We start from the raw sequence: 23,465 nt of genomic DNA, 5'->3' as shown, positions 1-23,465 counted from the left end.
CAAAAACCGATAACAGAAAACATAAAACCGACAACGGAAATATGGAAGAACAAATACCCAACGACGAGATTTCGTTAAAAGAATTGATAGAAAAGGCTAAGGAATGGTATAGCTATTTACTTTCCCAATGGAAAATCATTGTATTGGCAGGGATTGTAGGAGCTGCTTTGGGGTTAACGTATTCATTTGTTAAAAAACCAATTTATACCGCTACATTGTCTTTTGCTTTGGAAGATGAAAAAGGTGGAGGCGGATTAGGAGGAGCTCTTGGCTTGGCTAGTTCTTTTGGTATTGATCTTGGCGGCGGTGGAGGAAGTATATTTACGGGTTCTAATTTGACCGAGTTATTCAAATCCCGCTCCATGGTAGAAGAAACCTTAATGACTCCTGTTACGGTTAATGGAAAAGTAATTTCTTTGGCTGAAATGTACATTCAAAATAACGAATGGAGAGACAGCTGGAAGGAGAATCCTAAATTCAAGAACATACAATTTTTACCCAATACCAAACGCAAGTATTTTACTCGTGTGCATGATAGTATTTTGGGTGAAATTTATCAGAATTTATCTAAGTCTTCTTTAGCTGTGGCTCAAAAAGACAAGAAAATAGCTATTATTTCTATGGATGTAGCTTCAACCAATGAAATGTTTTCGAAGTATTTCTGTGAAGCGCTTGCTAAACAAGTAGGGCAGTTTTATGTGACGACCAAAAGCAAAAAAGCCCGTGCCAATATGGAAATTTTGGAACGTCAAACCGATTCCATTCGTGCCGAGCTCAATGGCGCCATTACGGGAGTAGCGGTGGCTAATGATAATACTTTTATGCTAAATCCTGCACTCAATGTGCGTCGTACACCATCAGCACGAAGACAGGTTGATGTACAAGCAAATACTGCTATCTTAACAGAATTAGTAAAACAAACGGAACTGGCTAAAGTTACTTTACGTAAAGAAACGCCTTTGATACAGGTAATTGACCGCCCTATTTTGCCATTACCAAAGGAGCGTTTTGGCAAAGCCAAAGGGTTAGTGATGGGGGGATTTTTGGCTGGTTTTTTGATGGTGTTGGGGTTGATTGTTAGGAGGTTGTTGAAGGAGTTGGCAGTTTAAGGGTTTAAATTGTTTAAAGTTTAAAGTTGTTTAAAAGTTTAAAGTTTAAAGTTGATGAGGCTTAACCGCAAAGTTCACAAAGGAGTTGCAAAGAACGCTAAAATAGCATTTATAATTATTCTTATGGCCCGACCCTAAAGGGTGTTGAAAAAAGAGAGATGGATTTTCGTTTTGCCCCAGCCCTAAAGGAGCAGAAAATAGGGGATATAGTAATTAATAATAGAATAGATTTATTGTTTAAAGGTTTATATCCTGTAAACATAAATGTAGAATAGCTGTATATAAATGAAAACAGGAATAACTTTTAGTGCCTTTGATTTGTTTCATGCGGGCCATGTAAAAATGCTAGAGGAAGCCAAACGGCATTGTGACTATTTAATCGTAGGATTGCAAACGGACCCTACACTGGATCGTCCGGATAAAAACCAACCAGCACAAACTGTGGTGGAGCGTTACATTCAATTGAAGGGTTGTAAGTTTGTGGATGAGATTGTTCCTTATGCGACCGAACAGGATTTAGAGGATATTTTGCGTTCTTTTAAAATTGATGTTCGAATTGTAGGAGATGAATATCGAGAGCAAGATTTTACAGGAAGGATGTATTGTGAAGCCAAAGGGATTGAATTGTATTTTAATACAAGAGATCATCGTTTTTCGAGTTCTGGGTTGAGGAGAGAGGTGCATCAGAAGGAGATGAATAAAAAATGATAATTAAATATATATAATTAGGAAGATATGTTAGATAATAAAACAATTTTAATAACAGGAGGAACGGGTTCTTTAGGTAAAGCACTTACGTCTCATATTTTTAAAAATCACCCAAATATAAAGAAACTTATCATTTTGTCCAGAGATGAACAAAAACAGTTTCAAATGGCTCAAGAGTTTCCTGAAAGCCAATTCCCGCAGATTCGTTTTTTGTTGGGGGATGTAAGAGATGAACAAAGATTGGTGAGAGCTTTTCAAGGTGTAGATGTTGTAATACATGCTGCTGCCATGAAACATGTGCATTTGGCTGAATATAACCCGGATGAATGTATAAAAACTAATATCGGAGGAGCTCAAAATGTAATTCATGCGGCTTTGCAAACAAGTGTTAGTAATGTTGTGGCATTGTCAACGGATAAAGCCTGTGCACCGATTAATTTGTACGGTGCTACTAAACTAACATCGGATAAATTATTTGTAGCTGCAAATAATATTAAAGGAGCTAATCCAATTAAATTCTCGGTTGTTCGATACGGAAACGTAATGGGATCCAATGGTTCTGTTATTCCTTTTTTTATGAAAAAGAGAGATGAAGGCAAGTTGCCTATTACTGATGCGACTATGACTCGTTTTAATATATCCTTGCAAGGAGGTGTTGATATGGTAATGCATGCTATGGAACACGCTTGGGGTGGTGAAATATTCATACCAAAAATACCTTCTTATAATATTACCGATGTTGCCGAAGCGGTTGCTCCTGAATGTACGCTAGATATTATTGGAATTAGACCAGGCGAAAAAATTCATGAAGAAATGATTACTTCTTCAGATTCTTATAATACATACGATTTAGGTAAATATTTTACCATATTGCCATCTGTACCTCATTTTAATCTTAACGATTTTATTGCTACTTTTAGTGCGGTAAAAGTTGATGAAGGATTTAACTATAATTCAGGCACTAATACCGAATGGGAAACTGTAGCTAGTTTGAGAGCATTGATAAAAGAACATGTAGATTCAAATTTTTAAAAATGATTGATAAAGCAATAGCCTACGGTCGTCAAAATATTACAGAAGAGGATATTAATGTTGTTATAGCAGCGTTGCAATCCGATTATTTGACTCAAGGGCCTAAAATTTTGGAGTTCGAAAAAGCTTTTGCAGAATATGTTGGAAGCACTTTTGCAGTTGCGGTTTCAAATGGTACAGCCGCTTTACATTTATGTGCATTGGCATTAGATGTAAAAAAAGGAGATAAAGTGATTACTACACCCATCACCTTTGCTGCTTCGGCTAATTGTGTTCGTTACTGCGGAGGGGAAGTTGTTTTTTCGGATATTGATCCCGAAACCTATCTTTTGGATATTGAAAAAGTAAAAGTATTATTAGAAGCCTCTCCAAAAGGGACTTATAAAGGAATAATTCCCGTTGATTTTGCAGGAAGAGCAGTTGACTTAGAAGCCTATAGAAAGTTAGCAGACCAATATGGTTTGTGGATTATTGAAGATGCTTGCCATGCTCCGGGAGGATTTTCTACGGATTTTAATGCTGAAGTTCAAAAATGTGGGAATAGCAAGTTTGCTGATTTAGCTATTTTTTCTTTTCATCCAGTCAAACATATAGCATGTGGTGAGGGCGGAATGATAACTACTAATGACGAAATCTTGTATAAAAAACTTTTGTCATTGCGGACTCACGGGATTACTAAAAACGAATCCGATTATACAAATTCTATAGACTTTGCGAACGGTACAGCTATCGAAAGTAGTGCTTACCCTGCTTGGTATATGGAAATGCAAACGCTTGGGTTCAATTATAGATTGACCGATTTTCAAGCCGCTTTAGGGATTAGTCAATTGCAAAGAGCAGATGAAGGTATTATAAAAAGAAGAGAAATTGCTGCTACTTATGAAATTGCTTTTAAAGGAAAGTCTTTTGTAAAAGGACAATCTGGAGTTGTAGCCGGTCATGCGTATCATCTTTATGTTGTTGAAGTTGAAGACCGTTTAGGTTTGTATAATTATTTAAGAGAAAATAAAATTTTCGCTCAAATTCATTACATTCCTTGTCATTTGATGCCATATTATAGACAATTTGGATGGAAAGAAGGTGATATGCCAAATGCAGAAGCTTATTACAAAAACTGTTTGAGTTTGCCTATGTATCCGACTTTGACCTTTGAAGAGCAAAAGTTTGTTATTGATAAAATTGAAGAATATTATAAAAAATAATATATGAAAATCCGATACTGTACAAAATGTTTGTTTCCTGAAACAAAACCAGATTTGTTTTTTAATAAAGAGGGTGTTTGCTCTGCTTGCGTTGCAGCTGATCAAAAAGATAATTCAATTGATTGGAAACAAAGAGAAATTGATTTCAATACGATTATTGATAAATATAAAAAAGGGCCGAATGAAATTGGTTACGATTGTTTAATTCCAGTAAGTGGAGGTAAAGACAGTACGTATCAAGCCTATTTTATGAAAGAAGTTTGCGGACTAAATCCTTTGTGCGTTTGTTTTGAAACTACTAATCTGACGGAAGTAGGTCAAGCAAATATTGACAATATTTCAAAAATGGGGATTGATGTAATTTATTTCAAAAAGAATTACAAAGCCTATAAAAGTATGGTTGTTGAAGGATTTAAAAGAGTGGGAGACGAGATGTGGCCAAATCATTTAGGCATTTTTACTATTCCAATTCATATTGCTGTTAGATTTAATATCCCTTTAGTTATTTGGGGAGAAAATCCACAACAAGAGTATGGAGGTCCTGTTGAGTCTATTGAAAACAAACATCTAAACAGAAAATGGTTGGAAGAGTTTGGAGGTTTATTAGGGAATAGAATCCAAGATATGGTGGGCGTAGATGGTCTTACAGAAAAAGATTTAACACCTTATTTCTATCCTTCGGATGAAGATATTGACAGAGTAGGTGTGGTTGGTTTGTTTTTAGGACACTATTTCTTTTGGGATGCTCAAAAGCAACTAGAAATTGTGAAAAAACACGGTTTCGCTGTAAAAGAAGATGGACCTGTTGAAGGAACATATACTAATTATGAGAATCTGGACGAAAAAATGCACGGTTTACATGATTATTTAAAATATGTAAAATATGGTTTTGGACGCGCAACGGATCATGCATGTATTGATGTTAGAAATAACAGATTGACAAGAGAAGAGGGGTTGAAACTTGTTAAACAATATGATGGGAAGTATCCTAATTATGGAGTTGATGAATTTGTGAAATACTCCGGTATGACAAAAGAAGAAATAGATATGATTTTAGACTCTTTCACAAATTCTATTTTATTTGCTCAAGACGAAGAAGGTAATTTCTTGAAAGATGCCCAAGGAAATTTAGTAAGAAACTTTGATTTTGAATAAATAATGGTAGCAATAATTGATTACGGAATGGGTAATGTAGCTTCTGTCCAAAAGGCCTTGAATTTTTTAAAAATTGAGAGTGTCATTACTGATGACCATGAATTAATTAAAAAGGCTAAGACTATTTTATTGCCTGGTGTTGGTTCTTTTGTTCAAGGAATGAAAAATTTGAACGATAGAGGCTTAGTTGAATTGCTTACAGATGAGGTTGTTGTGAAAAAGAAAAATTTCATAGGAATTTGCCTTGGGATGCAGCTGATTATGGAAAAAGGTACGGAGCCTTTCGAAAGTATAGGGCTAGGTTGGGTAAAAGGAAGCGTCGTTAAATTTGAATTGCAAGATTTGAATGTCCCTCATATGGGTTGGAATAATATTCAGGTTTTGAATGAAACCTATTATAAAGAATGTCAAACAGACGATTTTTACTTTATTCATAGTTATCATGTCGTTCCCGAAAATAAGGAAGATATTGCTACAACTGTAAACTATGGTTTTGATGTGGTTTCCAGTATTCAGAAAGGGAATATTTTTGCTACACAATTTCATCCTGAGAAAAGTCAAAATGCAGGATTATCACTTTTAAAAACTTTTTTCGAAATAAATGCTTAAAGTACGAATAATACCTATTTTAACCTTTAATGGTTTTGGGTTAGTCAAAACTAAAAAATTTTCTAATCCTAGAATGGTTGGAAATCCTGTACAAGCCGCTCGAGTTTATAATAGTCGTGGTGTTGATGAATTAGTTTTTGTAGATATTTTTGCTAGTTCACAAAAGCGAAAAGTCAATTTAAAACTTGTTGCTGACGTGATAAAAGAATGCTATATGCCTGTAGCTATAGGTGGTGGTATTGAAACTATTGAGGACATAAACAATTTATTAAAAATTGGTGCAGATAAGGTTATTATCAAAACTAAAGCCTTGTTAGATGCTAAATTTATTGAGAAAGCGGTTGCTTTTTTCGGAAGTCAATGTATTTCTATTTCTATTGATGCTTATGCTACTCCTGATGGATACAAGATTTTTAATAAGTTAGATATTGAGATTTCTCTTGAAGATTTTGTAAGCTTAATGATTTCTTGTAAAGTGGGGGAATTTGTTGTTACGAGCGTTGATAATGATGGTATGATGGATGGTTTTGACATTGATTTAATCAATCGAGTTACAGAGTTGACCAATATTCCGATTATTGCTGCTGGCGGTGGTGGGTCGATGAAACATTACAATGCGTTGTTCTCTCAAACAAAAGTGCAAGCGGTAGGTTCTGCAAGTATTTTTCATTTTACTCAGTTTACTCCTCTGGATATAAAAAATGAATTGAAAAGTATTAATGTTCCGGTTCGAATATAAAAGTATAAAAATTGAAGAAAATTGCTATTATTCCTGCCCGTGGTGGAAGCAAACGTATTCCGCACAAGAATATAAAATATTTTTTTGGAAAACCTATTATCGCTTATGCCATTGAAGCTGCCCTAAAAAGTGGTTTGTATGACGAGGTAATGGTTTCGACGGATAGTGAAGAAATTGCGGAGGTCGCTAGAGAATATGGAGCGAAAGTTCCGTTTATCCGTAGTGCTGATAATAGTAATGACTTTGCCACTACAGTCGATGTATTAATCGAAGTTTTAGATTGGTATAAGGATATGGATTTGCAATTTGATTTTGCAACTTGCATTTATGCCTGTGCTCCTTTTGTAAATGCAAAAGTGTTACATGATTCTTTTGAGATGTTGATTAAAGAAAATTGTGATTGTGTATTCCCAATTCTAGCTTATTCACATCCAATTCAAAGAGCTTTAAAGCTTTCGGATATTGGGAAAATAGCCACTTTTGACGATTCTAATTCCAATGCAAGGACGCAGGATTTAGACAAAGCATTTCACGATGCAGGTATGTTTTATACTTTTGATGTCAAGAAATTAAAGGTAAATAAAAGTTTACGAACACAAGACACTTTTGCCATTGAAATTGACGAGCTTCACGCCCACGACATTGACACAGAAAATGACTGGGTTTTAGCAGAATTAAAATATAAATTGTTTTCGAATGAAATCATATAAGTGTTTGTCAATCCAGATAATTGAATTTGATAATTTTAAAATTGTTCCGCTCCGTTACGAAGATCGTTTGGATATTTTGAAATGGCGTAATGAACAAATTTATCATTTACGACAAAATAAACTGCTTACGGTTGAAGACCAAGAAAATTATTTTAATATTATTGTTGATAAACTCTTTAATCAAGAACAACCCAACCAAATTTTGTTTTCTTACTTAGAAAAAGATGTTTGTATAGGTTATGGCGGTTTGGTACATATTAACTGGATTGATAAAAATGCTGAGATTTCATTTATAATGGATACAGCATTAGAAAAGGATAATTTTCATGCCAATTGGACTAAATATTTATCGCTTATCGAAAAAGTAGCTTTTGAGGATTTAAAATTACATAAAATATTTACTTACGCTTTTGACTTAAGACCACATTTGTATTTTGCGTTGCAAGATGCCAATTTTATTGAAGAAACCCGATTGAAAGAACATTGTCTTTTTGACGGTAAGTTTATAGATGTAGTGATTCATTCTAAAATAAATAATAGATGTTAACTTTTCGAAAAGCGACTTTAGCCGATACTAAACTCTATTTTGATTGGGCAAATGATTCGAGCGTTAGAGAACAATCCTATAACACCAATACAATTGATTTTGAAAGTCATAAAAAATGGTTCGAAAGTAAAGTAGAAGACCACTCCTGTATGTTGTTACTTTTTCAAAATGAGGAAAAGTTAAATGTAGGTCAAATTCGCATTCAGAAAGAAAATGAAAAGGAAGCTTTGATTGGGATTTCTATAGCAGCGGAGCACAGGGGAAAAGGATTAGCAAAGGAAATGTTATTTTTGGCATCCGATTATTTCTTAGAAAATAATAAAGGCTATTTGATAAATGCCTATATAAAAGAACAAAATAGAAGTTCGAAGCAAGCTTTTGAGAAAGCAGGATTTGAGTTTGATAATATAATAAATTATGAAAACTGTATTAGTTTTCATTTTACAAAAAAAGGTTAAAAATGCTAATAGGTACATTTGAAATAAACAAAGGAAGCAAGGTTTTTATCATTGCTGAGCTTTCGGCAAACCATAATGGTAGTATAGACACTGCGGTAGAAACTATTCGCGCGGCAAAACGTGCAGGGGCAGATTGCATTAAACTGCAAACCTATACTGCCGATACTATTACAATTGATTGCGATAAAGATGATTTTTTGATAAAAGGAACCATTTGGGAGGGTAAAAACCTTTACAAATTATATCAAGAAGCCTTTACCCCTTGGGAATGGCACGAAGAAATTTTTAGAGTTGCTAAAGAAGAGGGAATCATCTGTTTCTCTTCTCCATTTGATAAAACAGCGGTTGATTTCTTGGAAACTCTAAATGTCCCGGCTTATAAGATAGCTTCTTTTGAGATTACGGATATTCCTTTGATTGAGTATGTGGCTTCTAAAGGGAAGCCAATCATTTTATCTACAGGCATTGCAGAGCAAGCAGATATTGAATTGGCTTTAGACGCTTGCAGAAGAATGGGCAATACTGATATTGCCTTGTTAAAATGTACTTCTAGTTATCCTGCGCCGATAGAAGAAGCCAATATGTGTATGGTTAAAGATTTGGCCGAGCGTTATAATGTGATCAGCGGTCTTTCGGATCACACTATGGGAGCAACTGTTCCTGTAGTTGCGACTTGTTTTGGAGCTAAAATCATCGAGAAGCATTTTATTTTGGATCGCTCAATAGGTGGTCCAGATGCTTCTTTCTCCATGAATGAAGAAGAGTTTACCGCTATGGTCAAAGCAGTGCGAGAAGCCGAAAGTGCTATTGGTGTTGTTGATTATACACTTACCGAAAAACAGGCGAAAGGAAAAGATTTTTCTCGTTCTCTTTATGTAGTTGAAGATATGAAAGCAGGTGATGTGATTACTGATAAAAATGTACGTTCTATTCGACCAGGGTTTGGGTTGCATCCTAAATATTATAATGAAATATTGGGGAAGATGGTTAAAGAGGATTTGGAGAAGGGGGAACGATTTGAAATTGAATATTGCAAATAGTACAAGTGTTTTTATGATTGATAAGCAAGAAGTTGTATTTCCTTATAAAGCAATTGATTATTATTATTTTTATATAATAGGAATAATGAGTTTAGGAATGTTTATTCCTGATATTAGAATAGGTGTTATTGCTTCTATAATAATATTGTTCCTTATGATTAAGTATTTAAGGAAAGTTTCATTATTCAAGAATTATATTGACGTTTTGGTATTGGTTTATATTGTTTACAATACAATTTCTTTTTTATGGTTTATATTTTCAGGTCTCCCAATTTCAGTTTTTATAAGGGAATATTCGAATTCAATACTCCCAATGTTTTTTTATTATTTTGCTAAGATTGATGATAAAAAAAATAAAAATTTTTATACAGTTACTCTAAAAGCTATTCTTTTATGTTTTGTAATCGGTATTATTTTGTTTCTCCAACAGCCTTATTATTATAGAGCTTATTTAGATTCTCTTGACGGTGTTGGGACTAATATAATTTCAACTACAGATAGTTTTAGGTCGTTAGTAGGACTAACTATGACAGGTTCTTTAGGCGTTGTTGGGGTGGTAATAAGTTTCAGTGAAATTATTGAGAGCAATGGTCGTAAAGGTAAACTTGCATTAACAATATGTATGATTGCCGTGGCTCTAACATTTAGGAGGTCTGCTTTATTTGTAGCTTTAGTTACTTTTTTTGTTTTTCATTATTTCGGTTATATTAAGTATAATCTGTTGCGAAAAAGATATCTACTAGTTGAAATAGTGGTTCTTTTCTTGATAATATTGTATTTAAATGAAAATTTTGGGGATTTGTTATTAATGCTTAATGAACGTATAAAGATGCTATCTGAAGCGGTAGATGAAAGGAGTGGTTCTTGGGTTGATGGATTAATGTATGGAAATCTAATTATAGGAAGCGGTTTGGGAGTATTTGGACATAAAGCAGTAGAATTCAGTAATAAATATGTGCCAGATGGAAATTATGTAAGAATGTTAGCGGAACTTGGTGTTATTGGAACCTCTATTTTTATGAGTATAATGATTGGTACATTTGTAAAAGGCTTAAAAAATCTTAGGATTCATGTTTTAGAATTAGGAATCATATTTGGATTGTGTCTTCAGGCTGTTGGTTCAGATATATTTTCTTTTCAATTAATTGTTCCGGTTTTATGGTATTCAGTAGGAAGAGTAAATAGTAATTAACGGACTGTTTTAAAAAGGATATTTAATCTTTTGATTTAATGTATTTAGCTTATGTGGTCGTTTGATTGTTTAAGTTTGTGTGTTTTGGAGGTTTAGGTTGAAATGTGTGATATAAAATTTGTTTTCAAAAGTAAAATATAGATGATTTATGAATAGTGCAGGGCATTTAATAAGTATTGTAGTTCCAGTTTACAATGTAGAGAAATACTTATGCAGATGTATAGAAAGTATTCTTTCACAAACGTATAAATATTACGAACTAATACTTGTAGATGACGGATCTCCAGATGGTTGTCCTAGTATTTGCGATAGTTATGAAAAAAAACATGAAAACATAATAGTTATTCATAAAAAAAATTCAGGTCTTTCTGCCGCTAGAAATTCGGGGATTGAAATAGCAAAAGGGAAATATATAGCTTTTATTGATAGTGACGATTATGTGCATGAGAGTTTTTTAGAGGTTTTGAAAAATTCTATGATTGAAAATAATGTTTTAATGTCTATGTGTTACTATAGAAAAGTTTATGATTCATTAAGAGTAGAGATATCTGACAGCAAAAATATTATAGTTGCAAATGATTTAGAAGCCATGGATATGCTTTTAAATGATCAGTCAAGATGTTCTGCTTGGGGTAAATTATACGACATTGATTTATTTAAAAATGTGAGGTTTCCCGTTGGAAAAATAATGGAAGATATGTTTGTTATGCCTACCATATTTGAAAAGGCTAAATTCGTGGCTATAACTTCACAAGATTTATATTTTTACAACCAAGAAGGGGAAAGCATAACAAGGTCGGTTTTTAATTATAAAAAACTTGATATGGTAGAAGCTGCATCTTTTTGGAGAAAACATACCAGTTTGCATTATCCTGAACTATTAGAGAAGGCTTCGATTCATTTTTTTACTGTTGTTATTAATAATTGTACGTATTTGACAAAAATGAATGATAGTTATGGGAAATCAAAATACCAAGAGTATAAAAATGAAGTGTTAAATAATTACGAATACATTCTTAATTCAAAATACGCAACGCGGAATACTAAGATCAAAGTAATTCTTTTGAAATTTCAATTATTTAGGTTATTGGTTAAAATAGTAAATAATGGTTGATGTTTTCTAGTGTGTGAATTATAAAAATATAAAAGATGTCAATGAAATCAATTTTTAAGAAATTATTTTTAAAATACAGAAAGAGTATTATTCTTGATCGCTCATCCGAAGTGAATTATGGTTTAGTAAATAATAGTATTAATCCTAAATATCCATGTAGGGTAATTGATTCTAAATGCAATTTTGAAATTGTTAATGAAGGTTGTGTAATATCAGAGTCAAGGTGTTATGGGGATATAATCTTAGGACGGTTTGTTACTATAACGGGGCCTGGTACTGTTATTAAGTCTTTAAAAGAGAAGATTTATATAGGAAGCTTTTCTTCAATTGGGCAGAATGTATGTATAGTAGATTTTAACCATTTATTTGAAAGGATGAGCAGTAGTTTCGTACACCATTTAATTTTTGAAGAAGATTTTAGAAACGATTTAATTTCAAAAGGTCCTGTTGTTATTGAGGAAGATGTTTGGATAGGTTCTAATACGGTTATATTGCCGGGTATTACGATAGGAAGAGGGGCAGTAATTGGTGCTGGAAGTATTGTCACAAAAGATATTCCTAGATATTCAATTGCATTTGGAAATCCAGCTGTTGTTCATTCTAAAAGATTTGATGGAGACATGATCAATTATTTAGAAGAATTGAAGTGGTGGGAGTGGGATATTAATAGAATTGTACGAAATAAAAATCTTTTTATTAATGATCTTAAAAATAGTAATATGGATAAATTAGATCTTTTGATGCTTAAAATTAAATAAAATACGAATATGATTAAGAATAAGAAAGTTTTATTGATTTGTAAGGAAAGTTTTTCTTTTCCTCTTTTTTTTATTGCTAAAAAATTATTGTCAGAAGGGAATGAGGTTGGAGCTTTCTTTATATATCCAGAAGAGAGTTATTTTAATAAGTGTATGTATAATGAAAATACATTTTATAAATACAAAGAAGAACTAAAAGATGTAAAATTGTATGGTTTGTCAGATTTATGTTTTAAATTCAATGAAGTATATAATAATAAATCAGTTGATTTGAGTTATTTGTCAAAGATTGAAAATGAATATTCCCATTTCAAGAATTTTAATCTTCAGCTGACATCTTCTCAATTGACTACGCGGCATTATCATTTTAGAAACTATTTTAAGTACTCATCATTTGCTCAAAATTTGAATTTTCTTGAATTAGGGTATAAGAAAGTAATTGAAGTAGTTGAGGATTTTAAGCCAGATCTTATATTAGATAATGATAATGCAGAACTTTTAAGGACCATTTTAAATGAGGTCGCGTTTAATAAAGAAATTCCATATATTACGGTTAATCATCCTCGATACGAACTTTATAAGATACCAACGTATTGTTTAGGGGTTAGAAATGAAGATTCTTTTATAGAAGAATATTATAAATGTCTAAAATTAACACCAAAAGATTTATCTGAGGATTATGAATATATATTTGAAATGAGGAAAAATTCAAATATAATGTCTCAAGAGTACAAAGGAACTATTACATCTACCTACACACCAAATAGTTTAATTTATGCAACCAAGTATTTGGTGGGAATACTAATGTATTTATATAATGTTTATTTAAAGAATAAAAATTTTAAATTATTAAAGAAAAATAGTATTCTTTATTCCAATCCTATAAAATTGTTTATATACTTTTTAAAGATTGAAATGAAGAGTCAGTATTTATTTAAAAAAAATAAATATTTTGAGAATCCAGTTAAAGATGAGGATTATGTTTATATGCCATTGCATTTAATTCCTGAATCAACAACTTTTGTTTTATCTCCTTTTTTTATTAATGAACTAAATATAATAGAGCAGGTTTCTAAATCACTACCAATAGGTTGGAAGTTATACGTAAAAGAGCATCGGGCAATGATTGGTGAACGAAGTTTATCTTTTTACGAGGATGTGAAAAAAATTCCAAATGTTAAGTTGGTTCATTTTAATTATTATAACGACCCGAAACCTTGGATTGAAAACGCTAAGGGAGTTGTAACAATTACTGGAACTGCGGCTTATGAAGCAGCTATGTTAGGCAAAAAGGCAATTGTATTTGGGGATGTTCCTTTCTCTTTGTTAAAAGGGGTGTTTAAGGTTCGTTCATGCGATGAATTACCGTCACTCATTGCTTCTTTTAAAGAGATTGATAATATACATTCATGTGCCGCATATATTGCAGCAGTAAAAAATTTAGGAGTTGAAGTGAATTTAACATATCTTATTCCTGAAGCAGAAGCTATCTTGAATAGTAATAAAAAATATAATAAAAGTTATTCTGAAAAATTCAAGAATGAAGTTGATAAGTTGTATCTTTTTTATGAAAAATCATACACGAAGTATATTGAGAATAAGTACATAGAAAATGATTCACAGTTGTTTTAGAAGGCTTAACTGTTTTTTTTTATATGAGATAATAAATTTCATTTGTTGTTTTCATTTAAGCTGTATAAAGGGAATTTGTAATTAATAAAAATTTAGGTGAATAAAGAAAATTCTATTGGATTAAACAAGAATGCTGTTAAGTCGGGATCAAGTTATATGTTTTCTGAAATCTTGGTAAAATCAAGTGCAATTATTACAACACCGATATTTACACGGTTGTTAACAACTTCGGATTATGGAATAGCTAGTAATTTTGCAGCTTGGCTTCAAATAGGCTCAGTTATTTTAGGATTAGGCTTGACTTATAGCATAGGTAATGCATATATAGATTTTCCTAATAGACTAAACAGGTATCTTGCTTCAATTCAAACATTAGGAAGCATTGTTTCAGTTTTATTTCTATTACTTGCGATTGTTTTTAGAACACAATTGGGTGAGATTATGGAATTGGATCAAGATCTTGTATTATTAATGTTTGTTTATCTATTGATTTTCCCATCTTTTGTATTTGCTCAGGAGAATTTTAAATTTACTTTAGCATATAAACAAAATATTTTTATTTCTATTTTCAACACGCTCGGGTCTATATTGTTTTGTTTTTTATTTATTTACATATTTAGTAATCAAAAATATTATGGTAGGATTATAGGGTTGATTTTTCCCGTATTTATAATGGGGTCTTTCTTTTTTATTAAAATAATTCGAAATGGTTGGAGTAAGCAGATCAACAAGTATTGGAAATATGCTTTAAAAATTTCATTACCAATGATTCCACACGCATTGGCAATGGTAGTGCTCACGCAATTAGATCGAATAATGATTATTAATATATGTGGAAATTCAGCTGGTGGACTTTATAGTTTTGGATTGACATACGCCTCATTAGCTTTAATTTTTTCGAATGCAGTTATGCAGGCTTTTATTCCATGGTTGTATGTGAGTTACCAAGGTGGGGATTATAAAGGCATTAGAATTTCTAATAACATTATAACATTTGTTATGTGTTTTTTGACCTTTAGTTTAATTTCAGTTGCTCCAGAAATGTTGAAATTGTTAGGTTCTAAAGAATTTTTGGAAGCAAAATATGTTGTTATGCCTTTAGCTATTGGAAGTTTATTTCAATATGTGTATAATACTTATTCAAGTCTCGAATTATATCATAAAAAAACAATTGTCATTTCGATAGGAACAGTTCTAGCGGGAGTGCTAAATTATATTTTGAATCTACTATTTATTCCTAAATTTGGATATATTGCGGCTGGCTATACAACTTTAGTTAGTTATTTTGTTCTTGCATTATTTCACATGTATGCTTGTAATAAAATCTGTAAAAAACGTGTTTACGATGACATATATATTTGGCTTGTTACAATTCTTACAACTATAGCAAGTTTTTTTATTGTTTATTTGTACGAATATTTTATTGCAAGATACTTAGTGTTATTTTTTGTACTATTAATAATAGGCTTTTTTCAAAAAGCTAAAGTTAGAATTGTATACGATTTAATAGCTAATCAATTATTAAAAAATTAGAATATTTTATATTAAACTAGTAAAGGCAACTTTAAGTAGTTGCAAAATGATTATATTATATGGAAATAATAGCATATTACCTGCCACAGTATTACCCGTTTAAAGAAAATAATGAATGGTGGGGTGAGGGTTTTACTGAGTGGACTAATGTTGGTAAAGCAAAACCTTTATTTAAGTCTCATTACCAACCTAAGGTGCCAGCAGACCTTGGGTATTATGATTTGAGAATTGCTAAGGTGAGGGAAAAGCAGGTAGAGTTAGCAATAGAAGCAGGAGTAACAGGTTTTTGCTATTGGCATTATTGGTTTGGTGATGGAAGACGATTATTAGATATGCCATTTCGAGAGGTTCTAAATTCTGGTAAGCCTGATTTTCCATTCTGTTTAGGGTGGGCTAATGAATCTTGGAAATCTAAGGTGTGGAATTCTCAAGACTCTAAAAAGGATGTGTTGTTGATGGAGCAAAGTTATCCAGGGAAAATAGATATTGAAAATCATTTTTTTGAAATTTTACCAGCAATTCAAAATTCTCGATACATGAGAATTGAAAATAGACCAATATTTGTTGTCTATAAGCCTTTTTTAGTACCTGATGTATCTGAATTTATAGATATATGGAATAATCTTGCTAAAACGCATGGTTTTGATGATGGGTTCTTCTTTATAGGTCATACTCTTGATAATAAGGAAAAAGATCCTATTTTAAAAATGGGTTTTGATGCTGTAAATATAGTAAGAACAGGTGAGTATCGATTTAATATGGATGTTATTCGGAAAATTCCACTAAAGCTATTTAGATTTAAGGTTTTAAAAAGACCTCTTAGACTGAGTTATTCATTTATCTCTAAATATTTTATTCAAGAAATTGATAAAACAGAGGATGTATTTCCAACTATTATTCCAAATTGGGATCATACTCCACGTAGTGGAAATTACGGGGTGGTTTTTCATAAGTCATCTCCTGTTTTGTTTAAAAAGCATGTTGTAAAAGCTTTAGAATCAATTAAGAACAAGTCAAATAGTCGTCAAGTTTTATTCCTTAAATCTTGGAACGAATGGGGTGAAGGTAATTATATGGAGCCAGATTTGAAATTTGGAAAAAAATATATAAAAGCATTAAGAAGCGCAATTGAAGAAAATTTTTGTAAGTAATATAATAGTTTATTTATATGAATAAATACATTTTTTTTAATGAGGTATATTATTTAACATCATTTTTTATGCTTTTTTCTTTATTATTAGTTTATTCTATATTTTACAAATGAAAATACTATTAGATAATATAATTTTCTCATTGCAAAAAACAGGAGGTGTTTCTGTTTATTGGTATGAAATGATTAATAGAATTTTAGATGAATCAGATATTAAGACTTCATTTATAGAAGAAGAAGGCTTTAATAAGAATATTTTTAGAAAGGAATTGAAAATTGAATTAAATGATACTATAAAAATTCGAAATAGATTAATTAATTTTTTGTCAAGATATCGAAAGATTAATTTAAAAATGAAGAATGAAAACTTTATTTTTCATTCAACTTATTATAGAACATTAAGTAATGTTGTAAAAAGGAGAAATAATATAAAAGAGATTGTTACGGTTCATGATTTTACGTATGAATATTTCAGTAATGGTTTGAAAAAATGGGTGCATTCTTGGCAAAAGCGAAAAGCTATAGCCGCAGCTGATGTGGTGATTTGTATTTCTGAAAACACCAAAAAAGATTTATTGCATTTTTTACCTCAATTTTCTTCTAAGGATATTAGGGTTATTTACAATGGTGTATCCACGGATTATTATAAAATTCCGCAAGTAAGTAGCGATAGTATTAATCCCTTTTTTTTATTTGTTGGTTCTAGAACCTCCTACAAGAATTTTGACTTTGCCGTCAAAGCAGTTGTTTCTATGGATAACTATCATCTTAAAATTGTTGGGGGGGAGTTATCTCCTAAAGAAAAACAATTATTAGATTACCAGTTAAATGGAAGGTGGACCCATTTGGGTATAATAAATAATAATGAACTGAATGCATGTTATAATGCTGCTTTTGCTTTGCTATATCCATCTTCTTATGAAGGATTTGGTATTCCACTTGTAGAAGCGATGAAGGCGGGTTGTCCATTTATTGCGTTACGATGCTCTTCAATTACAGAAGTTGCTGGCAATGCTGGTTTTTTGATGAATACTTTAAGTATTGATCAATTTAAAGAGGGTGTTGCATTTATTCAAACTGAAAGAGATGAAATTATTGAGAAAGGTATGAAACGATCTCTTCTGTATTCTTGGGATAAATGTTATACTGAGGTTGTATCAGTTTATAACGAATTGTATAAAGAATTAACTATTAATAAAGAAAATAAGTAAGCATGAAAAAAGTAATTGTTTTAGGAGGTGGCGGTTTCATAGGAGGTCATTTGGCAAAAAGATTAAAGAATGAAGGATGTTATGTTCGAATTGCAGATATTAAGAATCATGAGTATTTTGATCATCAAGAAATTTGTCATGAATTTATCTTAGCGGATCTGCGTGATCCTAAGGCAGTTGAATTGGTAATTGGAGAAGGGTATGATGAAGTCTATCAATTGGCTGCTGATATGGGGGGAGCAGGTTATATTTTTACGGGAGACAACGATGCTAATGTAATGCATAATTCAGCGCTTATCAATTTGAATGTGGTTCATGAGTGTGTCAAAAAAAATATTAAAAAGGTGTTTTATTCGTCTTCTGCCTGCATGTATCCTGAGCATAATCAATTAGATCCAGAGAATCCAAATTGTGAGGAGTCATCAGCCTATCCTGCCAACCCCGATTCAGAGTATGGTTGGGAAAAATTATTTAGTGAACGTTTGTATTTTGCGTTTAACAGAAATTATAAATTAGACGTTAGAGTGGCTAGATTTCATAATATTTTTGGTCCTCAAGGTACTTGGATGGGCGGAAAAGAAAAAGCACCTGCCGCTATGTCTAGAAAAGCTGCTGAAACTCCAGAAGGTGGTTCTTTTGAAGTTTGGGGTGATGGTTTACAAACTAGAAGTTTTCTCTATGTTGATGAGTGTGTTGAGGCGGTATTAAGAATGATGGAAAGTGACTTCTTAGGGCCTGTAAATATTGGTTCTGATGAGATGGTAACCATCAATCAATTAGCTGAAATGGCTATCAGAATTAGTGATAAAAATATTGCGATTAAAAATATTACTGGAGATGAGTTTATTCAGAAATACGGCTTTAAATGCCCTGAGGGTGTTAGAGGCAGAAATTCAGATAATAAACTTTATGAGAATAAAATTGGATGGAGAGTATCAGAGCCTCTAGAAAAAGGAATGATCAAAACATTTACTTGGATTAATGAACAAGTGAATAAATAGCTTAATAATAATATTTTAAAGGGTGAAATTTAAGCAAATAGTTAGTGCTTTAATTTCGCCCTTTTCTGCACAATACCTAAGCAATTAGGAGCTAATTTTATAATATGAGTAATAAAATTTTAGTTTTCAATCATATATTTTGGCCTGATAAAATAAATACCGCGAGACATATATCGGAATTAACTGAAGAATTAGTGGCGAGAGGTTGGGATGTTTCAGCAGTTGTAGGTAATCGATTTTATGGGAACCATAAAAAAATAATTACACCTAAAAATGGTGTTTGGAATGGCGTAAAATATAGTAGAACTTACATTCCTCCATTTAATCAAAAAAAAAATTTGCAAAGATTACTGACCTCATTTTGGTTGGTTTTATCATGGATTGTAAAATTGCCTTTTATCGGTAAATATGATGCAATTATTATTGGAACAAACCCTCCATTTGTTTATCTGCTAGTACCCTTCATTAAACTATTCAAAAGAAATACCAAAATTTTGATGTGGGGTTTTGATTTATATCCGGAGGCAATTATTGTGTCAAAAGAGAAATCATTTAGTTTTTTGGGGAAAGTATTAAAAAGTCTTGCTAAATTTTGTTACGGAAAGATTGATGTAATTGTAGATATTGGACCTTGTATGAGAGAAATCTATAGACAGTATAATCACTCTGCAAAAGAAGAAACATTGCCGCCTTGGTCTTTCGTGGAACCAATTGAAATGTTACTACCCCACTTTGAAACTCGTCAAAAGTTGTTTAAAAATGCAAATTTAACTTTGTTGTATACCGGAACAATTGGTAATGCTCATGAATTTGATAATTTTTTGCAACTTGCTAGAGAATTAAACAAAAGGAATGCTTCAGTAGGATTTTGTTTTGCTGGATTTGGGAATCGATTTGATGATTTAAAGTTGCAAATTGTTGATAATGATACAAATATAAGTTTTGGAGGTTTTGTTGAAACAGATCAAGAGCTAGAAGAAAGATTATCGTCTGCAGATATAATGTTAATAAGTTTAAAAGAGGAGTGGACGGGTATTTCAGTACCATCCAAATATTTTTCTGCAATTGCAATTGGAAAGGCTGTTCTTTTTTCAGGAGCGCAAAATTCTGCTCTTAGTGTTTGGACTAGAGAATATGATTTAGGATTTCAAGTACAAAAAGAAACAATTGATAAAGTTGCAAATGTTTTATGTGAAATAGCAAATAATCCAGAATTGATTTCAAAAATGAAAGAAAACTCATTTAAAATATATCAAGAGAATTTTTCTAAAAAAGTGATATGTGACAAATGGTCTTTACTTTTAGAAAGGACTATTAATTATCCTATGAAATAGGTTTTTAACAGTTTATTATGGGGAGAGTATTAGTTACTGGTGCAAATGGTTTTTTAGGGAAATATATTTATAAAAGTTTATTGGAAAGTAATGCACTTTTTAGTTTATCAAAAACAACTGGAGATTACAAAGTTATACTAGAAAATGAAACTCCAATTTTTAATGAAAATTACGAATTAGTTGTACATTCAGCAGGTAAAGCTCATTCCGTGCCTAAAACTGATGCTGAAAGAAAACAGTTTTACGAAGTGAATGTTAAAGGTACTGAGAATTTATTAAAAGGGCTAGAAAGCATAGGTGTACCAAAACAGTTTGTTTTTATTAGTTCAGTTTCGGTTTATGGTCAGGAGTTTGGTAAAGAAATAAATGAAGATTACAAGCTTGAAGCAAAAGATCCTTATGGTTTGAGTAAAATTGAAGGTGAAGTATTGGTGGCAAAATGGTGTGAAAAACATAGTGTAGTTTGCACTATTTTGCGGTTGCCATTATTGGTAGGAAAAAATCCTCCTGGAAACCTAGGAGCAATGATAAGAGCAATAGAAAAAGGCTATTATTTTAACATAGGTGGTGGAAAAGCTAGAAAAAGTATGGTGCTGGCACAAGATGTTGCCTTCTTTATACCAAAAGTCGCAATGATAGGAGGGACTTATAATTTAACAGATGGTTTTCATCCTAATTTTAAGGAGTTGAGCTCGGCTATTGCAAAGAATAAAAACAAAAAAGTACCTTTTAATTTGCCCCTATTTATTGTGAAGTTAATGGGATATGCTGGTGACTTGTTGGGGAATAAAGCCCCAATTAATTCCTCTAAAATTAAAAAAATCACTTCTGATTTGACCTTTGATGACACTAAGGCCAGAGAAGTTGCGGGATGGAAGTCTCAAAGAGTTTTAGATTGGTTTAGAGTTTAAAATTGTTTAATTTTTAACAGGAACTGGAAATGTATAAATGAATATAAAAGTATATTCTAATTAAAAACAAGAATGATAGAAAACAATAAAAACAACTATGTCCTCATTATGGCAGGTGGTGTGGGAAGTCGGTTTTGGCCTAAGAGCCGTAATCACTTTCCGAAACAGTTTATAGACATATTGGGAATTGGGAAATCGTTGTTGCAACTTACTTACGAGCGATTTGAGAAAATTTGTCCAAGAGAAAATATTTATATACTGAGCAATCAACAGTATTTGGGATTGATACAAGAACAACTGAACGGTATAGCGGTAAACAATGTTTTATTGGAACCAAGCAGGAACAATACAGCTCCTTGTATAGCCTATGCTTCCTATAAAATATTGAAACAGAATCCAGATGCCAATATAGTGGTGGCACCCTCGGATCATTTGATATTGAAGGAAACGGAATTTTTGAATAAAATTGAGCAAGCCCTTGGTTATACCGCAGCAAACGATGCTTTAGTTACCCTTGGTATTAGTCCAACACGACCGGATACTGGTTATGGGTATATTAATTTCCAAAAAGAGGGGATTGATGGTGTTCATAAAGTTGCCAAATTTATGGAAAAACCTGTTTTAGAAAAAGCTCAAGAATATTTGATCATTGGTGATTATTTATGGAATGCAGGGATTTTTATTTGGAGTGCCCAAAGCATCCAAACTGCTTTTCAAAAATATGCCTCGGAAATAGATGTTTTGTTTGCGAAAGGAAATGAAGTTTATAATACAAGTACTGAAATTGATTTTATAAATAAAAATTACCCTAACAGTCCGAATATCTCTATTGATTATGCGATACTGGAAAAAGCGGATAATGTCTATACCATTCCTGCCGACATTGGTTGGTCTGATTTGGGTACCTGGGCTTCGTTGCATGAGGTAGTGGAGAAAGATAAAGATAACAATGCTTTGAGTGTGGATCACTTTTATCTGGAAGATACTACCAATTGTATTATTCAATTGCCTAAAGGGAAAGCGGCTGTAATTAAAGGGTTGGATGATTTTATTGTGGTTGATGATGGTAAAGTGTTATTGATTTACCCGAAAGGGAATGAGCAGGAGATAAAGGCTGTTGCAGGGGATATGGTAGTTGAGTTTGGGGAGGAGTATTTGTAGAAGTGAATAGTGAATGGTGAATAGTGAGTTGTGAATGGTGAATAGTGAATAGTGAATAGTGAATAGTGAATGGTGAATAGTGAATAGTGAATAGTGAATAGTGAATGGTGAATAGTGAGTTGTGAATGGTGAATAGTGAATGGTGAATTAGCTTTTGGTGATGTTCCCTTTGGCAGTATAACAAGATTTTGGCTCTCGACAGTACTTCGACTTCGCTCCGTACAAATTTTTCTGGATCAATACCATTAAGATTAAGGATTTCTTGCTAGAATTATTCTAAATGCAGCTCTCGCAAAGGCGCAGAGACGCAAAGAAAACGGTTTTAGACTTTGCAGCTTAATGGCTCTGCCAGAAAAATCAAAGTTTAACTTAATGAGTTTGCGCTCGAGGAGACAGGTGAGTTGTGAGATGAGAGAAGTGAGTTCTCGGTTGTCAGTTTAAAGGTTTAAAACTGTTTAATGGATTCAGAGTTTAAAGTTGTTTAAGTTCCAGTATGGGATTGAATTATTTATATATTGAAGGTATTTCAATTCAAATGTTGTATTGCGGGATTTGATTATTGGAGCGGAGTTCGTTGTGAGGACGCTTCCTTTTTCAGTAGGACAAGATTCTGGAATGTTATATTTTATTAAATAAAAAACATGTATGTCAGAAAATAATAAAATTCCTCGATTAATCAAAGGCGGAATTCATACCGACCAAAGAGGGCAGATTTCCTTTGTTAACGATATGAAATTTGATGCTATTGAGCGGTTTTATATCATTAGTAATTCGGCTGAGAATCCTTTGCGGGCTTGGCAGGGGCATAAAATAGACAATAAATATTTTTATTGTATTCAAGGTGCTGTAAGAGTGCATTATGTAAAAATAGACCACTGGGAATTGCCTTCGAAAGATTTGAAAGTTGAAAGTGTGATACTTAGTGCTGATCAAAGCAATGTTCTTCATGTTCCAGAGGGTTATGCCAATGCCATTGAATCGCTGGAAGTGGGGTCTAAATTGATTTCGTTTTCTACTTTACTGCTTGATCGGACTTCGGAAGATGATGTGCGGTTTGATAGTGATATGTGGGAGTTAGTGAGTGGTGAATAGTGAATGGTGAATAGTGAATGGTGAATAGTGAATAGTGAATAGTGAATAGTTAGAAGTGAATGGTGAA

The 23,465-nt window shown here is 32.3% G+C and carries 23 protein-coding genes; all 23 read left to right on the top strand.

Annotated features, from left to right (window positions below):
• Positions 1-41: 41 nt before the first annotated feature.
• The 23 genes from OZP06_RS04090 to OZP06_RS03980 all read left to right on the top strand — a co-directional run bounded on the left by OZP06_RS04090 (position 42) and on the right by OZP06_RS03980 (position 23,398).
• Positions 42-1,109 (top strand): Wzz/FepE/Etk N-terminal domain-containing protein, encoded by a 1,068-nt coding sequence (locus tag OZP06_RS04090; RefSeq protein WP_269223793.1) that lies wholly within the window; start codon positions 42-44, stop codon positions 1,107-1,109.
• A gap of 285 nt (positions 1,110-1,394) precedes the next feature.
• Positions 1,395-1,817 (top strand): adenylyltransferase/cytidyltransferase family protein, encoded by a 423-nt coding sequence (locus OZP06_RS04085; protein ID WP_269223792.1) that lies wholly within the window; start codon positions 1,395-1,397, stop codon positions 1,815-1,817.
• Between the two features lie 27 nt (positions 1,818-1,844).
• Entirely contained in the window at positions 1,845-2,849 is a 1,005-nt protein-coding gene (gene pseB, locus OZP06_RS04080; RefSeq protein WP_269223791.1) for a UDP-N-acetylglucosamine 4,6-dehydratase (inverting), read from the top strand.
• A gap of 2 nt (positions 2,850-2,851) precedes the next feature.
• Entirely contained in the window at positions 2,852-4,051 is a 1,200-nt protein-coding gene (gene pseC / locus OZP06_RS04075; protein WP_269223790.1) for a UDP-4-amino-4,6-dideoxy-N-acetyl-beta-L-altrosamine transaminase, read from the top strand.
• A gap of 3 nt (positions 4,052-4,054) precedes the next feature.
• Positions 4,055-5,206 (top strand): N-acetyl sugar amidotransferase, encoded by a 1,152-nt coding sequence (locus OZP06_RS04070; RefSeq protein ID WP_269223789.1) that lies wholly within the window; start codon positions 4,055-4,057, stop codon positions 5,204-5,206.
• 3 nt (positions 5,207-5,209) lie between these two features.
• A complete protein-coding gene (gene hisH / locus OZP06_RS04065; protein ID WP_269223788.1) occupies positions 5,210-5,815 on the top strand; it encodes an imidazole glycerol phosphate synthase subunit HisH in 606 nt (201 codons plus the stop codon).
• Positions 5,808-6,554, top strand: a complete 747-nt coding sequence (locus tag OZP06_RS04060; protein WP_281324275.1) for an imidazole glycerol phosphate synthase cyclase subunit — start codon at positions 5,808-5,810, stop codon at positions 6,552-6,554. Before hisH ends, OZP06_RS04060 begins: the two co-directional genes overlap by 8 nt.
• Positions 6,555-6,565: 11 nt before the next feature.
• Entirely contained in the window at positions 6,566-7,264 is a 699-nt protein-coding gene (pseF, locus tag OZP06_RS04055; protein ID WP_281324274.1) for a pseudaminic acid cytidylyltransferase, read from the top strand.
• The gene (locus OZP06_RS04050; RefSeq protein ID WP_269223787.1) at positions 7,251-7,811 is read left to right on the top strand and encodes a GNAT family N-acetyltransferase; all 561 of its coding nucleotides are present in this window, start codon (positions 7,251-7,253) and stop codon (positions 7,809-7,811) included. Before pseF ends, OZP06_RS04050 begins: the two co-directional genes overlap by 14 nt.
• Positions 7,805-8,269, top strand: coding sequence for a GNAT family N-acetyltransferase (locus tag OZP06_RS04045; protein WP_281324273.1), 465 nt, complete (start codon positions 7,805-7,807; stop codon positions 8,267-8,269). The genes OZP06_RS04050 and OZP06_RS04045 overlap by 7 nt, the downstream gene beginning before the upstream one ends.
• A 2-nt stretch (positions 8,270-8,271) precedes the next feature.
• The gene (gene pseI, locus OZP06_RS04040) at positions 8,272-9,309 is read left to right on the top strand and encodes a pseudaminic acid synthase (protein WP_269223785.1); all 1,038 of its coding nucleotides are present in this window, start codon (positions 8,272-8,274) and stop codon (positions 9,307-9,309) included.
• On the top strand, positions 9,236-10,501 hold the full coding sequence (locus tag OZP06_RS04035; protein WP_281324272.1) for a hypothetical protein: 1,266 nt from the start codon (positions 9,236-9,238) through the stop codon (positions 10,499-10,501). The genes pseI and OZP06_RS04035 overlap by 74 nt, the downstream gene beginning before the upstream one ends.
• A 148-nt stretch (positions 10,502-10,649) precedes the next feature.
• On the top strand, positions 10,650-11,615 hold the full coding sequence (locus tag OZP06_RS04030) for a glycosyltransferase family 2 protein (protein WP_281324271.1): 966 nt from the start codon (positions 10,650-10,652) through the stop codon (positions 11,613-11,615).
• Positions 11,616-11,656: 41 nt separating this feature from the next.
• Positions 11,657-12,373: a CatB-related O-acetyltransferase gene (locus OZP06_RS04025; RefSeq protein WP_269223780.1), complete on the top strand. Its 717-nt coding sequence runs from the start codon at positions 11,657-11,659 to the stop codon at positions 12,371-12,373.
• 9 nt (positions 12,374-12,382) lie between these two features.
• Positions 12,383-14,005, top strand: coding sequence for a hypothetical protein (locus OZP06_RS04020; RefSeq protein WP_281324270.1), 1,623 nt, complete (start codon positions 12,383-12,385; stop codon positions 14,003-14,005).
• Between the two features lie 96 nt (positions 14,006-14,101).
• Positions 14,102-15,538, top strand: coding sequence for an oligosaccharide flippase family protein (locus OZP06_RS04015; protein WP_269223777.1), 1,437 nt, complete (start codon positions 14,102-14,104; stop codon positions 15,536-15,538).
• Between the two features lie 59 nt (positions 15,539-15,597).
• Positions 15,598-16,689: a glycoside hydrolase family 99-like domain-containing protein gene (locus OZP06_RS04010; protein WP_269223776.1), complete on the top strand. Its 1,092-nt coding sequence runs from the start codon at positions 15,598-15,600 to the stop codon at positions 16,687-16,689.
• Positions 16,690-16,798: 109 nt separating this feature from the next.
• On the top strand, positions 16,799-17,899 hold the full coding sequence (locus OZP06_RS04005) for a glycosyltransferase family 1 protein (protein ID WP_281324269.1): 1,101 nt from the start codon (positions 16,799-16,801) through the stop codon (positions 17,897-17,899).
• A gap of 2 nt (positions 17,900-17,901) precedes the next feature.
• Positions 17,902-18,900: an NAD-dependent epimerase/dehydratase family protein gene (locus OZP06_RS04000; RefSeq protein ID WP_281324268.1), complete on the top strand. Its 999-nt coding sequence runs from the start codon at positions 17,902-17,904 to the stop codon at positions 18,898-18,900.
• 104 nt (positions 18,901-19,004) lie between these two features.
• On the top strand, positions 19,005-20,234 hold the full coding sequence (locus tag OZP06_RS03995) for a glycosyltransferase family 4 protein (protein WP_281324267.1): 1,230 nt from the start codon (positions 19,005-19,007) through the stop codon (positions 20,232-20,234).
• 17 nt (positions 20,235-20,251) lie between these two features.
• Positions 20,252-21,145: an NAD-dependent epimerase/dehydratase family protein gene (locus OZP06_RS03990; RefSeq protein ID WP_269223771.1), complete on the top strand. Its 894-nt coding sequence runs from the start codon at positions 20,252-20,254 to the stop codon at positions 21,143-21,145.
• A 72-nt stretch (positions 21,146-21,217) separates the two neighbouring features.
• Entirely contained in the window at positions 21,218-22,306 is a 1,089-nt protein-coding gene (locus tag OZP06_RS03985; RefSeq protein WP_269223770.1) for a mannose-1-phosphate guanylyltransferase, read from the top strand.
• Between the two features lie 645 nt (positions 22,307-22,951).
• Entirely contained in the window at positions 22,952-23,398 is a 447-nt protein-coding gene (locus tag OZP06_RS03980) for a dTDP-4-dehydrorhamnose 3,5-epimerase family protein (RefSeq protein WP_269223769.1), read from the top strand.
• The last annotated feature ends 67 nt before the right edge of the window (positions 23,399-23,465 follow it).

Origin of the sequence: Flavobacterium sp. IMCC34518, assembly GCF_027111095.2 — a bacterium.
Lineage (GTDB): Bacteria > Bacteroidota > Bacteroidia > Flavobacteriales > Flavobacteriaceae > Flavobacterium > Flavobacterium praedii.
This window is presented reverse-complemented; position numbering and strand designations above follow the sequence as displayed.

What these genes read in the sequence shown, in the direction of transcription:
- OZP06_RS04025 (WP_269223780.1), top strand. Translation starts at nt 11,657, where the DNA reads ATGAAATCAATTTTTAAGAAATTATTTTTAAAATACAGAAAGAGTATT.
- pseB (WP_269223791.1), top strand. Translation starts at nt 1,845, where the DNA reads ATGTTAGATAATAAAACAATTTTAATAACAGGAGGAACGGGTTCTTTA.
- OZP06_RS04020 (WP_281324270.1), top strand. Translation starts at nt 12,383, where the DNA reads ATGATTAAGAATAAGAAAGTTTTATTGATTTGTAAGGAAAGTTTTTCT.
- OZP06_RS04060 (WP_281324275.1), top strand. Translation starts at nt 5,808, where the DNA reads ATGCTTAAAGTACGAATAATACCTATTTTAACCTTTAATGGTTTTGGG.
- OZP06_RS04070 (WP_269223789.1), top strand. Translation starts at nt 4,055, where the DNA reads ATGAAAATCCGATACTGTACAAAATGTTTGTTTCCTGAAACAAAACCA.
- OZP06_RS03980 (WP_269223769.1), top strand. Translation starts at nt 22,952, where the DNA reads ATGTCAGAAAATAATAAAATTCCTCGATTAATCAAAGGCGGAATTCAT.
- OZP06_RS04045 (WP_281324273.1), top strand. Translation starts at nt 7,805, where the DNA reads ATGTTAACTTTTCGAAAAGCGACTTTAGCCGATACTAAACTCTATTTT.
- OZP06_RS03995 (WP_281324267.1), top strand. Translation starts at nt 19,005, where the DNA reads ATGAGTAATAAAATTTTAGTTTTCAATCATATATTTTGGCCTGATAAA.
- OZP06_RS04000 (WP_281324268.1), top strand. Translation starts at nt 17,902, where the DNA reads ATGAAAAAAGTAATTGTTTTAGGAGGTGGCGGTTTCATAGGAGGTCAT.
- OZP06_RS04030 (WP_281324271.1), top strand. Translation starts at nt 10,650, where the DNA reads ATGAATAGTGCAGGGCATTTAATAAGTATTGTAGTTCCAGTTTACAAT.
- hisH (WP_269223788.1), top strand. Translation starts at nt 5,210, where the DNA reads ATGGTAGCAATAATTGATTACGGAATGGGTAATGTAGCTTCTGTCCAA.
- OZP06_RS04010 (WP_269223776.1), top strand. Translation starts at nt 15,598, where the DNA reads ATGGAAATAATAGCATATTACCTGCCACAGTATTACCCGTTTAAAGAA.
- pseC (WP_269223790.1), top strand. Translation starts at nt 2,852, where the DNA reads ATGATTGATAAAGCAATAGCCTACGGTCGTCAAAATATTACAGAAGAG.
- OZP06_RS04035 (WP_281324272.1), top strand. Translation starts at nt 9,236, where the DNA reads ATGAAATATTGGGGAAGATGGTTAAAGAGGATTTGGAGAAGGGGGAAC.
- OZP06_RS04090 (WP_269223793.1), top strand. Translation starts at nt 42, where the DNA reads ATGGAAGAACAAATACCCAACGACGAGATTTCGTTAAAAGAATTGATA.
- OZP06_RS04050 (WP_269223787.1), top strand. Translation starts at nt 7,251, where the DNA reads ATGAAATCATATAAGTGTTTGTCAATCCAGATAATTGAATTTGATAAT.
- OZP06_RS04005 (WP_281324269.1), top strand. Translation starts at nt 16,799, where the DNA reads ATGAAAATACTATTAGATAATATAATTTTCTCATTGCAAAAAACAGGA.
- OZP06_RS04085 (WP_269223792.1), top strand. Translation starts at nt 1,395, where the DNA reads ATGAAAACAGGAATAACTTTTAGTGCCTTTGATTTGTTTCATGCGGGC.
- pseI (WP_269223785.1), top strand. Translation starts at nt 8,272, where the DNA reads ATGCTAATAGGTACATTTGAAATAAACAAAGGAAGCAAGGTTTTTATC.
- OZP06_RS03985 (WP_269223770.1), top strand. Translation starts at nt 21,218, where the DNA reads ATGATAGAAAACAATAAAAACAACTATGTCCTCATTATGGCAGGTGGT.
- OZP06_RS03990 (WP_269223771.1), top strand. Translation starts at nt 20,252, where the DNA reads ATGGGGAGAGTATTAGTTACTGGTGCAAATGGTTTTTTAGGGAAATAT.